10 protein-coding genes and 1 pseudogene are annotated in these 12366 nt (G+C 42.2%); 6 read left to right on the top strand and 5 right to left on the bottom strand.

Annotated elements, in window-relative coordinates:
* From AC1MDJ_RS01500 to AC1MDJ_RS01485, 4 genes are all read left to right on the top strand, one after another.
* Window positions 1-384: a type II toxin-antitoxin system death-on-curing family toxin gene (locus tag AC1MDJ_RS01500; protein WP_479689187.1), complete on the top strand. Its 384-nt coding sequence runs from the start codon at window positions 1-3 to the stop codon at window positions 382-384.
* A 60-nt stretch (window positions 385-444) separates the two neighbouring features.
* Window positions 445-726 carry a nucleotidyltransferase family protein gene (locus AC1MDJ_RS01495; protein ID WP_479689186.1) on the top strand — a complete coding sequence of 94 codons (282 nt, stop codon included), beginning with the start codon at window positions 445-447 and terminating at the stop codon, window positions 724-726.
* Window positions 727-763: 37 nt separating this feature from the next.
* Window positions 764-1720, top strand: coding sequence for an FAD:protein FMN transferase (locus tag AC1MDJ_RS01490; protein WP_479689185.1), 957 nt, complete (start codon window positions 764-766; stop codon window positions 1718-1720).
* A gap of 170 nt (window positions 1721-1890) precedes the next feature.
* Window positions 1891-4170, top strand: coding sequence for a hypothetical protein (locus tag AC1MDJ_RS01485; RefSeq protein WP_479689184.1), 2280 nt, complete (start codon window positions 1891-1893; stop codon window positions 4168-4170).
* Between the two features lie 10 nt (window positions 4171-4180).
* On the opposite strand, the gene murI is transcribed toward AC1MDJ_RS01485, so the two are convergent.
* Window positions 4181-4942 carry a glutamate racemase gene (gene murI, locus AC1MDJ_RS01480; RefSeq protein WP_479689183.1) on the bottom strand — a complete coding sequence of 254 codons (762 nt, stop codon included), beginning with the start codon at window positions 4940-4942 and terminating at the stop codon, window positions 4181-4183.
* Between the two features lie 57 nt (window positions 4943-4999).
* Between murI and galE the strand changes: the two genes are divergently transcribed.
* Both galE and AC1MDJ_RS01470 read left to right on the top strand, forming a co-directional pair.
* Window positions 5000-6007 (top strand): UDP-glucose 4-epimerase GalE, encoded by a 1008-nt coding sequence (galE, locus tag AC1MDJ_RS01475; RefSeq protein ID WP_479689182.1) that lies wholly within the window; start codon window positions 5000-5002, stop codon window positions 6005-6007.
* Window positions 6008-6127: 120 nt separating this feature from the next.
* A complete protein-coding gene (locus AC1MDJ_RS01470) occupies window positions 6128-8368 on the top strand; it encodes a hypothetical protein (protein WP_479689181.1) in 2241 nt (746 codons plus the stop codon).
* Here the strand turns inward: AC1MDJ_RS01470 and serS are convergent.
* The 4 genes and pseudogenes from serS to AC1MDJ_RS01450 form a co-directional block, all read right to left on the bottom strand.
* The gene (gene serS, locus AC1MDJ_RS01465; RefSeq protein WP_479689180.1) at window positions 8355-9626 is read right to left on the bottom strand and encodes a serine--tRNA ligase; all 1272 of its coding nucleotides are present in this window, start codon (window positions 9624-9626) and stop codon (window positions 8355-8357) included. The genes AC1MDJ_RS01470 and serS overlap by 14 nt on opposite strands.
* Before the next feature lie 61 nt (window positions 9627-9687).
* Window positions 9688-11505, bottom strand: a complete 1818-nt coding sequence (locus tag AC1MDJ_RS01460) for an acyltransferase family protein (RefSeq protein ID WP_479689217.1) — start codon at window positions 11503-11505, stop codon at window positions 9688-9690.
* Between the two features lie 122 nt (window positions 11506-11627).
* A pseudogene (locus AC1MDJ_RS01455) lies at window positions 11628-11792 on the bottom strand (acyltransferase family protein); the annotation flags it as partial.
* A 39-nt stretch (window positions 11793-11831) separates the two neighbouring features.
* Window positions 11832-12366: SGNH hydrolase domain-containing protein (locus AC1MDJ_RS01450; RefSeq protein WP_479689179.1), on the bottom strand; the 535-nt coding region annotated here is incomplete at its 5' end.

Raw genomic sequence — 12366 nt, 5'->3', positions numbered from 1 at the left:
GTGGCGATAGACAAAAATTGGGTCTTATCAATAAATGAAGAGATTGTAACCCAATATGGTGGCACCAGCGGTGTGCGTGACTATGGGTTGCTTGAAAGTGCTCTAAACAGGGCTGATACTATAAGGCATTATAAGCCAACAGCGAATATATTTGAGCTAGTGGCTAGTGTGTCTTACTCTCTAATAAAAAATCACCCATTTTTTGACGGCAACAAACGTGTAGGCTTTGTTGTCTGTGAGGCTATGTTAGCTATAAATGACTATAAGCTAGAAGTCTCACAGGACGAGAAGTATCAGCAGTTTATGGCTGTTGCTAGCGGTGTTGCAAGCGAAGAAAACCTTGCTCAATGGCTAGAAACGAAAGCAACCAAACTAGCGAAATGAGATAGCCCTATTGACAATGCTATAAACTAAGCATACAATATTGCGGAATAGAGGTATGATATGCTTAGCATTGAGACGATACAAGACAATATAAACCAGCTTGTTGGCAAGTATAATGTCAAGCGCATTCATCTGTTTGGCTCTTATGCCAACGGCAATGCGACTGACAGCTCAGACGTTGACCTATTAGTTGAGTTTAATATAGCTGTGCCTTCAATCTTTGCCGTGTTGGGTTTTAGAGAGGAATTACAAAATAGATTGCAACATGATGTTGACGTGGTTAGCTTGCCATTAGTAAATCCTAGTGCACTACAATATAGACAAGACAATAAACGTTTATGATAGACCGCGTTCTTGAACGGGCTACTATGACAGAAAAATGAAAGCTAAACTCCTATCTATATTATCTGCCCTATTGCTATTTTTATTCATAAATGCTTGCGACAAAAGTCCGCACTATACCACTACGGAGTTCTACCTAATGGGGACGATTGTGTCTGTTAGTCTGCCTGATGCAGATGCTAAGCTCGCAGGGGAACTGAACACTTTCATAAAAATGTTGTCTGATACAGTCTGGAACGACAGCAAAAAAATATCAACCACAAGCGGTGCCGTGCAGATAAACGAATTTACATATAGGCTACTAGAAAAAGCACCACAATACGAACGTTTGAGCAACGGCAGTTTCAACATAGCGATAGGCACGCTCACCAGTCTATATGGTTTCCCAGAGGGACCTTTCCGCACCCCCGCTACTAGCGAGATAAAACTGGCGTTAGAGCTAATCAAAACACGTAAAGTGGAGCTTCACGTTGCTAATGAGAGTTTTTTTGCTAATGGTAATGGTCTAAATGTTGATTTAGGTGGCTTTGCTAAGGGTAGCATCGTGGACGAAGGGGTTAGATTTTTACGAGACAAGGGACTCAAAAACTTTATTATAAACGCTGGGGGCGACCTATACGCCGCTGGTATGAAAAGCGAAAATACCGCATGGAGCACTGCTATTGCCTCCCCTGATAAGAAAAAGGAATATATCGCCAAGCTAATGCTTTCCAATAGGGCACTGGCAACCAGCGGCAGTTACGAACGGAACTTTACTGATACGTCAGGAAACGATGTGTCGCACATATTTGATGCTAAACTGGGAGCTATAGAAGGTTCTTACAAGAGTGTAAGCGTGGTCGCTGACACAGCAGAGCTGGCAGATGCGCTAGCGACAATCTACTACCTGTCGCCGCTAGAACGAATAGAAACACTATGCGTACAAAACGACACACCAGTCCTTATAGTAGATAAAGATAGTGCAGAATATAGGCTTTGCGGGTGGGAGCGATAAAAACATTTGACAACGTCTTGCAGTTCGCATACAATACCCCCCACTTTGTTTTATAAGGAGCATACATAATGACCGAAAGCATAATAACAATAAGCATCTTCACCCCCCCCCCCCGCATAATCAATGCTCGTGCGGATTTTTGGCAGTTGCCTCTGTGGAGGTAGCTGTTTATGCATAGTTTTAACGTCAATACTTTCTTTAATCGGTTTAGACATCTATTCTTCGTCTTTATATCGTTAGTATCCATTTTCTGTATCTATGCATTATTGTCCTTTGTCTATGTAGGCAGAACGGATGCAGTGCCCTTGAAATGGCAGAAACATTTAGAAATATCACAGAAAGAGCTATACAGTAACCTAGATAACTTCAGCATAGTTGGTGTTGACAGGAACGTTATCAGGAGTAATTCTGATAACGCAACTATAAGGGTTGATGTAGGAGATAGAGGAGCAAAGGACTATGTTAGATTATCATTAGTTGTTGCTAGACTAAACACTACTAACTACTATCCGAAAGGTTGGTGGTTGCAATACACTGATAGAACAGGCAAAGAACAGGCTAGAACACTAACTAGACTGCAAAATGGCTTTAATTCATCAAAGCTAATCAAGGGTGGTATCCCCGCACAATTCAACGTATTTTCTAGTGACGTTGGACGTGGCTTTTCTATGGAACTAGAGCGGGCTTATCTAAGTAAGTATCCTGTGCTACCAAATAGCTTTATTGCACCATTTATCACACTTGCACTCTTTGCGGTGCTAATAGTTTGGTGCTGTGTATATAAGGGGCTACATAACTGGTTACTCGCTAGAAACTGGGCGTTGGCTGTTATAATAGTATTAGCTCAGTTGCTTGTGTTCGCCTATAATAGAGAGCAGTGTAAAACATTTACATGGGAAGATATGCCTATGTATATGTTTGCTAACATTTCAGGCTCGGATATGGGTTTAGATACTAACACGCCTTTTGAGAAGCTGCAAAAACCAGAGTTTGGAAAATGGTATTCTGGCTATGACTTTGAGAGGCAGCTTTCTGCCCAATCTGATGAAGGGTTAGCGCACTTAAATCAATTACGTAGCAGAGATTCATTATACTCCATTACGAACTTCATATTGCTTCATCTGACATCGGCAATATTTTTTATGGGCAGGTTTAGTTTGTGGATTGCAACATCGTTGAATATGCTGTATTTTGTAGCCACAGCATTTATCCTATACCTTGTTTCTAGGCGTTTCCTGTCGGGCAAGCTGGCTTTGTTGCCACTACTCTTTTATGGTTTTAGTAATGCAGCTATCAGCATGATTTTAATGGCTCGTCCAACGATGTTGCCCGCTTTTTTCTTTATGTTGCTACTATATATCGCTCTTGCTCTACTTGACAAACCCAGCCTATCAAAGCGGTTTTATGTGCTATTAGCGTTTGTGTTCTTTTTAGGTTTTGATTCTTATGTCTATATCCCAGTATGGCTTGCTGGCATATCCATCATACCGCTAATACATCTATTCAGACAAAAACGATTTCAAGATATTATTAAATGTGCCATCTCGTTGGTGGCTGGGTTTGTGATGTATTACCTGTTTATCACGGGACCATTTCTTGATTTCCTTGGCAGAACAAGTATGAATATGTCCACCAATCGGTTTTTTGAGCGTTTATTCATTAGTTCTTATGTTATCAATAATGACCTGTTTGGCGGGATATTGATATATTGGTTATTGATTGTGGCAATATTTGCTTGCATCTGTATATACCAAGTTAAATTTTGTGGCAAACCAGTGAATACCTCTAGGAGCACAACCCTCAAGTGTGTTGCGATTGCGCTTGGCATCTCCCTAACATTACTTACCGATGCAAAATTCGCTCCTCCTGTTCATTGGGTGCATACTTATCATTTCTTCCCTATTATGCCAGCAATGGTTCTATTGTTAGTGGTCATCTCAAAAGAATTGTTTGCTAGTGTAGTTGGTAATGCAATACTATGGAAAAGAACGCTAGCTGTTATTGTTGTGATATTTACCATATCGTGGCGTTATTGCTACGTTGTGTATGACCCTTATAGTTTCAATGGCATTGACGTAATTGACGTATGGAGAGCTACTCCAGACTATGCATCCATTAGTAGTTCTTACAAGGATACTCCTGCTATTGCTATAGAGCACATATTTCAACCCGATGTTGATATGCATCTGCGTCAAACGATGATTATACCTGCCGATATTGGCTCACGTATGAAGGAATCATTAAATAAGGCGTTGAATGACATTAAAGACGATAGACAGGTTATTGTCTACGTGCCACATGATATTACTAATACAGAATTAGCAAGTCTGCTAAGGAAAATAATATCCGAGGATGATGTTCAAGCTGTCTTTGACACTATGCAACAGCACGGCTACACAAAACGAGTGCCATTCATAGGTGGAATGAGCTGGATATTCTCTAAAGGGTGATAGTATCTCGTTATAGTTTAATCAGCTTTGTTGGTGTGCCAGCGGGCAATATCTGTTTGACGATGTCTAGCGATGTCGGCGTGCCCGTGATGCACACCTCGCGTTTGCCACTCTCCCTAGCGGGCATTAGTGCCTGCACCCGCTTGACCATTGAATATGTGCCGTCAGCTAGCTGAATAGCGGGGAAAGCCCCCGCAATCACATCGGCAAGTAGCGGAAAGTGCGTGCAACCTAGTATTAGCGTATCTATACCCCGCTCAGCCAGCTCATCTATATACATTTTAGCTGTTATACGTGGCAGTTCGCCTGTCCACACCCCCTCTTCTGCCAGCGATACTAACAGAGGGCACGCCTTTTGCCAAATCTGCACGCGAGGGTCATAAGCGGCTATTGCGCTGGTGTATGCTCCGCTTGACACAGTGGCACGGGTGGCGATAACACCGAGCTTTTTATTTTTGGTCATTGCAAGCCCACTCTCCACGCTAGCCTGAACTACCCCTAATACGGGTATGCTGAACGCTTGTTCTAGGGCAGGTATAGCACAGACCGATATGGTATTGCAGGCGACTACCAGTGCACTGACGCGGTATGTTTTTAGCAGATATGAGGCATCTTCAAGGGCATATTTGGTAATCACCTCACTGGAGTTGTTGCCGTAGGGTGCTCGCGCACAATCTCCGAGGTAGAATATATCAGCAGCGGGGAATGCTTTGCTTAATTCCCCGTATATAGTCAACCCGCCGACACCTGAATCAAATACGCCGATAGCCATAATACTCGCTATTGTATATAATTTGACTATTGCTGTCAATTATGCTAACCTAGTAATATGAATGTATTGGTGACTGGCGGACTGGGCTATATTGGCTCTCATGCGGTGTTGTGCCTGCTCAAATCGGGCTTTGATGTTACTATCGCTGATAATCTATCTAATTGCGATATAAGTGTCCATAAACGACTTGAAGAGCTGTCAGACAAGCCTATTAAACTATATACTACAGACGTGCGAGCTTCTCTATCAAAAATATTTGAAGAGGATAAGATTGATGCGGTTATTCATTTTGCTGCTCTGAAAGCAGTTGGGGAGAGTATCCAAAAACCGCTTGAATATTACGATAATAATGTATATGGTGCAATCAACCTACTAGAGACTATGTCGCACTACGGGGTAAAGAGTTTTGTGTTTAGCTCCAGTGCGGTGGTCTATGGCGACTCTGGTCTGCCATACAGAGAAGATGCGCCTGTCTCTGCGGCAACTAACCCGTATGGACAGACTAAGATTATGATAGAAAACATATTACAAGATTTATATAGGGCTGATAACAGCTGGCATATCGCTATTCTGCGCTATTTTAACCCCATAGGGGCGCATGAGAGCGGCAAAATCGGCGAAAATCCAGTAGGGATACCTAATAATTTGATGCCTTACGTGGCAAAGGTTGCATCGGGTGAATTGAAAGAGCTATCAGTCTTCGGTGGCGATTATTCAACCCCTGATGGCACAGGCATTAGAGACTATATTCACGTCTGCGACCTAGCTGAGGGACATATTGCGGCACTTAACTATATCGCAAATAAAACGGGGGCACATACATGGAACTTGGGAACGGGCAAAGGCTACTCTGTCCTAGAAATTGTTAATACATTTATAAATATAACGGGTGTTCAACTACCATATAAGGTTGTTGCAAGACGCGCTGGCGATGTGCCTGTGTCATATTGCGACCCAAGCAAAGCCCAGCATGAGCTTGGCTGGCAAGCCACAAGAACGCTGACTGATATGGTAAAGGACACTTGGCACTGGGAACGAGCAAGAACAGCTGATGAGCGTTTATAAAGGAGGAGCGTTTATGAAGTCTGAAAACACAATAACAATAAGTATCTCAACCCCCCCCCCCCCCGCATAATCAATGCTCGTGCGGGTCTTGGGCAGTTGCCTCTGTGGAGGTAGCTGTCTATGCATAGTTTTAACGTCAACAAGTTTAGACATTTACTCTTCATTTTCATATCACTAGTAGTCATTGTTTGCATCTATGCACTTCTATCATTCGTCTATGTAGGCAGAACAGATGCAGTCCCTCTGAAGTGGCAGAAGCACCTAGAAATATCACAGCAAGAACTATATAAAAACTTAGACAACTTCAGTGTAGTCGGCGTGGACAAAAATGTTTTGCGTAGCGATACATCTGATAAATCAAGTATAATCGTTGATTTAGGCAATAGAACATCAAAGGACTACAAGCGAGTGTCATTGCTCATCTCTAGGCTTAATACTACCAACGGCGGTCATAAAGGAACGTGGCTGTCTTTTACAGACAAGTCAGGAAAAGCAGTGAATAAAACGTTTAGTTTATTAAAAGATGGCTTTAATTCGTCAAAGCTCATACAAGGCAGTGTTCCTAGACAATTTACGATAACAACATGGAATGGGAACGCAGGCTTTTCTATGGAACTTGAACGAGTGTATTTGAGTAAATACCCCGTGTTGCCTAATAGTTTCATTGCCCCGTTTATCATGCTCTCAATCTTTGCGTTAGCTATATCTTGGTGTTGCTTTTACAAAGGACTGCACAGGTGGCTATTAGCTAGGAACTGGGCTTTATGTATCATAATAATTGCCGTTCAACTGATGTTTGTAGCCTACTATAGAAACCAAGCTGTAGGAGCTATAGGCGAAGAGATGGGCAGTATTATGGCAGCCAATAGTGCTCGTGTTGAAATAATCCTTAGTCCAACAGTTGATATTAGCAAATGTAAAAATTGCAGTGACGGCAGTGTTTGGTATTCACAGCAGAATGTAATTGAGGCTATGACCGCACAGTCCGATGAGGGGTTAGCTCATCTGAATAAACTAAGGAGCAGATGGCTAATCCACTCCCCAACTCATTATATTCAACTTCACCTAGTCTCAATGTTGTTTCCAAATACGTTTAGTTTCTGGATTGGAGTGCTCCTTAACGTTCCCTATTATATATGTATTTGTGTTCTACTATACGCCATTTCGAGACGTTTCCTGTCGGGCAAGTTAGCATTGTTGCCACTTATTTTTTATGCATCCAGTGCGGCTATATATACGCCTCTATGGGCACGTTCATATACACTTGTGTCTTTCTTTTGCATGCTGTCGGTGTATTTGGTGCTAGAAATACTAACTCAACCGAAACTAACGAATAAAGTGTATATACTATTGGCGATATGCACGTTTCTAGGAGTTGATGCGCATAACTCTGTCGGAGTGTGGCTTGTTGCTATATCCTTTGTGCCTGTCCTTTGGCTGTTTAAGAATAAGCGTTTTATAGAGATTGCCAAGTGCGCAACTGCTATAGTAGTTGCGGGTATTATGTATCTAATTTTTATTGTACATCCGATTTTTGACGCAAGGTACGCTCCGCCCGCCGATTTAGAGCCAATGAGCGTTAGCTTGTTCTTAAAAATGTTATTACAATCGCTAGTACTGCTTAATAACAACCTTTTTGGAGGGATAATAAACTGGTACTTACTGACAGTGGCGATTATGGGCATCCTATACTACAATAATGTTAGATTGTATATTAAACCTATCTATCCTAATTCTGATAATTGTGAAAAGAATACGTCGCCACAAACGAGTTCCGTGTTGCTGTATGCAAGTATAGCAACAGCTATAGTTGTCTATATATTAGCTTATGAGTGCTCTGAGGCATTCCTGCGTTACCCCTCTATGTGGCATCTAGTAGCAATGATTTCTCCAATGGTTCTGTTACTTGTTCTGTTTATAAACGAACTTATTGGTATGGTGGCTACTCGTCTCTTGACGCGTAAAATGCTTGCTAGCATTATATTGATGCTTTCTTTTATTAGCTTTTTTAATAGAGTGGCACCTGAAAAGATATGTATGCACCCGGGATTCGAACTTCCCACCACTAACTATGCAAAAATTGCTGAAGCATATAGGGATATGCCCGCTATTGGCGGCGTGTCTGCTGCGAATGTGGGGGTGCTAGTCGCTATGAACTTGCGTGAATCTATAAATATAGAATCTAGCGAAACAGCGTTCAATAGAGCATTAGAACACGTAAAGTCCGATAAAAGTATTATCGTTTTTCTTTCTCCAAGGCAGAAAGATGTTTTTGTTTTAGATACATTGCGTCGTCACGGCTACACAAAACGTGCGCCCTTTATAGATGGCATTAGCTGGATATTCTCTAAAGAACGGTAATCTTAGCTACCCCGCCCATATACGGCACTAAGATATCGGGGATTAGCACCGAACCGTCTTCCTGTTGATAGTTTTCCAGCACGGCAACCAATGTTCTGCCCACAGCAAGCCCTGAGCCGTTTAGTGTATGGACGAATGCTGGTTTGCCGTTTTTATCTTTATAGCGGATATTTGCCCTGCGCGCCTGAAAATCCTTGCAATTACTACAGCTTGATATTTCCCTATAGGCATTCTGCCCAGGTAGCCACACCTCAATGTCATAGGTTTTAGTGGCAGAGAAGCCTATATCTCCCGAACAGAGCGTTATCACCCTATATGGTATTTTCAGCCGTTTCAGCACCTCTTCTGCCTCTAGTAGCATATCCTCAAGCTCGTCCATAGATGTCTCTGGTGTAGCGAACTTCACAAGCTCTACTTTGTTAAACTGGTGCTGGCGGATAAGTCCACGCACGTCCTTGCCGTAGCTACCCGCTTCACGTCTGAAACAAGCAGAATATGCTGTGTATTTAATAGGCAATGCACTTTCAGGCAAAATTTCGCCTGCATACATATTAGTAACAGGCACTTCGGCAGTAGGGGATAGGTATAGGTCGTCCCGCTCACACCAGAAAGCCTCCTCTTGGAACTTCGGTAGCTGTCCTGTGCCCGTCATAGCGGCAGGGTTCAGCATTTGCGGGGGCATAGTTTCTTTGTAGCCCCTAGATGCGTGCAAGTCCATCATAAAGTTTATCAGTGCACGCTCAAGCCTAGCACCCAAGCCGACTAACATCGTAAATCTAGCTTTTACCACCTTTGTGCCACGTTCAAAGTCTAGTATCCCCAGCTCTGTGCCTATATCCCAGTGAGCTTTTGGCTTGAATGAAAATTGCGTAGGTTCGCCCACCGTGCGATACACAGGGTTGTCATTTTCGTCTTTGCCGCTCGGCACGGAGTCGTCTATTAGGTTTGGTATTACAAGCATTGCAGATTGCAACTTTGTCTCTATATCATTTTGCCTTTGCGTTAGTTCGTCAGTGCGGGCGGCTAGGCTATTAACTTCATTCATTAAGCTCTGGGCATCCTCCCCATTGCGTTTAAGCTCGCCCACCTTTTTGGATAGCTCATTGCGTTTGCGACGAAGCTCTTCTACCTCTTGCAAGACGCTTTTGCGTTCGGTGTCTAGGCTAATGATAGCATCTAAATCAATATCTGCCCCGCGCTCATTACATTTGCGCTGAACAGTGTCTCTGTCAGAGATGATAGTCTTTATATCAAGCATAATAACACCCCACAAAACTATTGAGGTGAATTATAGGTGGTTTTTAGACAGATTGCAAGTGCTAGTGATTAGCAAATATAGGTTCGTATAGCTCTATCAATTTAAGCCCACCCTCTGGTGATATGTGGTCATGGTCTATATACATCACCGTTCCGTCTATAACGCCGTAGCAATACGTGTCGTCACATAGACGTGAGGCTAGGTCTATTAGGTGCAAATTTTCCCCAAACTTATTTAATATTTCTATAATAGGCTTTACACGCTCATTATAGTTTTTTCGTAGCATTTTAGTGTCTTTATTCTTATCGGCGTGGTCAGACACGTTAAATGGAAACTCTGGAGGCTGCATTTGCAACCAAACCCTAGCACCCTTATGATATTGTTTCACAAGTTTAATGGTTTGTTCTAATCCATTCTCTAGTGCACTTAAACCTTTAAGTTCGTTTTCTGTTATGTAATAATACTCCGTTTCATCGGGATGAGTATTTCTTTCATAGGCTGTCCAACCAATAAGTCGCGTTGCAAGTTTTAAGGTTATCACAAAGTCCGCTATATTGTCCTCTCTAACAGCTTGCTCCAATAGATGCATGCATCTATCTTGATTTATAGAAAGCCTTGAATCTTCTAGGCGCATACCAGGGATAGCTCCAAAGCACATAAAAAAGTCAATCCTTTTGCCACTCCCACGAGATAACTTTTCCCAAAGCGGAAACTGAGTTTCAGCATAGCTATCGCCTGTTATCAGCACAATAGGTTCATCACTTTTATTTTCTTTAGACTCAAGGACATCTCTTTCAACACATCTTTTCATATAGTCCATTCTCTCTGGCATATATCCAAATTCTAAAGGCAAAAGCAGCTTGTTATGCGTCTGCCAAGCAATACTTGCGGCAATTATAGCACAACAAATCATCGTAGCCGTAGTGAACATGAATTTGCGATTTGCAAGCACTTGCCTATGCCTTACAGGTTGTTCCACAAACCTGTATGATAACACAGACAAGATATATGTCAGCAAGACAACTATAAATACACCCTTAAGGCTTAAATCAGTTTCATCAGTCTGATATTTCCAAAACACCATTAGAGGCCAGTGCCATAGATACATTGAGTATGAGAGTTTGCCAATATGAACAAATGGTTTCCAAGATAAGAGCCTACCCGCTACGCCACTGCCCTCAGCGGATATGCATAAAAACGCACCCATTACAGGCATAAGCGCAAGAGTGCCCGGAAAATGGCTTTTCCTAGCATAGTCCAACCACACAACGCTGATGCAAATTAGAAGTAAGCCTGCTATGCCCGCTACATTACCCCATACCCTTAACCCCCCTGCATCCGTCGATGCCCGCAATGGGAGTGGGAGAAAAGAATATGCTCTTGCGGAAGAAGGGTATTTAGCTTGATAGATAGCTAAAATACTTCCTGTCAGTAGCTCCCACGCCCTAAAGGGTAGCATATAAAATACTAGCGGTTGGTGCTTAAAAATAAGATGAACATTCAACGCAAAGGATATAACCCACAGAATAACCAAAGCTTTCAATACGTGTTTATTCAGGTATTTAACCAATAGGAATAATACTAGTGGAAATAGTATATAAAACTGCTCCTCTACTCCTAAAGACCACGTATGTAGCAATGGTTTTGTAACTGCTGGCGTTGACCAGTAGTTGCCAGCATCTTTCCAAAAGAATATGTTAGCTGTGAACGAAAAAACATATTTTAAGGAATCAAAATAGCTAGGCGCATACACCATAGTGAACAGACAAAACGCAGCTATAGTTGACGCTAACGCCATAAAGACCAGTGGCGGGATTATACGCCTAACCCTACGTTCGTAAAATTTTAGAAAACTAAACCCCCCGCCTGATTTTTTAATCCCACTGGCGCATGGGAGAAAATATTCTTCGCCTGCAAGGTGTGACGTAGCTTCAGAGTTAGCTAATGAGCGCTGCCCCCCCCCCCCGTCATAACAGTGTTTGATTTTTGAACGTTGCCAGTCATCTCACTATATATAATACTAGTGATTAAAAACCCTGATATTACATAGAATATATCCACACCAGCGTAACCACCACCAAAGAACTTGGTGAAATCTAAATGAAAAAGCATTATAGAGATAACAGCAAATGCCCTCAACCCATCTATATCAGCACGATAGCTCATAAGGCAGGATTATATAGATTTTTAGATAAATTGCAAGTGCTAGTGATTAGCAAATATGGGTTCGTATAGTTCCCGTAGTTTAATATGTCCATCAAGTGTTATATGGTTAGTATCCATATACATCGCCACGTCATCTAGCACAGCATAGCAGTATTTGGCATCGCAGATACGCTCTGCTGGCAATATTAAGCGAACGTCAAAACGTTTTAAGGCTGATATTAGCCCGCTTTGCCTGTCGTCGTATATTTTCCTGTCCATTTTAGCCTCACCTTTAAGCCCTTTGCGATAGACTATGTCGCCTACGTCAAAGTTCATTTCTGGTGCCGTTTGTATCCATATTCTAGCGTTTGGATGTTCTTTTTTAACAAGGTCAATTGTGTATTTTAGCCCATATTCAAGCGCAGGTAGTCCTATTAGCCCGCTATCGGTAATGTATATTAGCTCCTGCCCATTATCATCCTTTAGCTGAGCCTCATAATCTGTCAAACCATAAGTATGCAGTGCTAGCCGTGCGACTATGACAAAATCGGTTATATTGTCGGCTTTAATAGTTTCCTCTAGCTTGTTATGGCAT

It is taken from the genome of Candidatus Termitispirillum reticulitermitis (assembly GCF_054655775.1).
Note: the sequence above shows the minus strand (reverse complement) of the source record. Positions and strands in the feature narration are given on the sequence as shown.

Coding starts and splice junctions, on each gene's coding strand:
- AC1MDJ_RS01485 (WP_479689184.1), top strand. CDS start 1,891: ATGCATAGTTTTAACGTCAATACTTTCTTTAATCGGTTTAGACATCTA.
- AC1MDJ_RS01490 (WP_479689185.1), top strand. CDS start 764: ATGAAAGCTAAACTCCTATCTATATTATCTGCCCTATTGCTATTTTTA.
- AC1MDJ_RS01495 (WP_479689186.1), top strand. CDS start 445: ATGCTTAGCATTGAGACGATACAAGACAATATAAACCAGCTTGTTGGC.
- serS (WP_479689180.1), bottom strand. CDS start 9,626: ATGCTTGATATAAAGACTATCATCTCTGACAGAGACACTGTTCAGCGC.
- murI (WP_479689183.1), bottom strand. CDS start 4,942: ATGGCTATCGGCGTATTTGATTCAGGTGTCGGCGGGTTGACTATATAC.
- galE (WP_479689182.1), top strand. CDS start 5,000: ATGAATGTATTGGTGACTGGCGGACTGGGCTATATTGGCTCTCATGCG.
- AC1MDJ_RS01470 (WP_479689181.1), top strand. CDS start 6,128: ATGCATAGTTTTAACGTCAACAAGTTTAGACATTTACTCTTCATTTTC.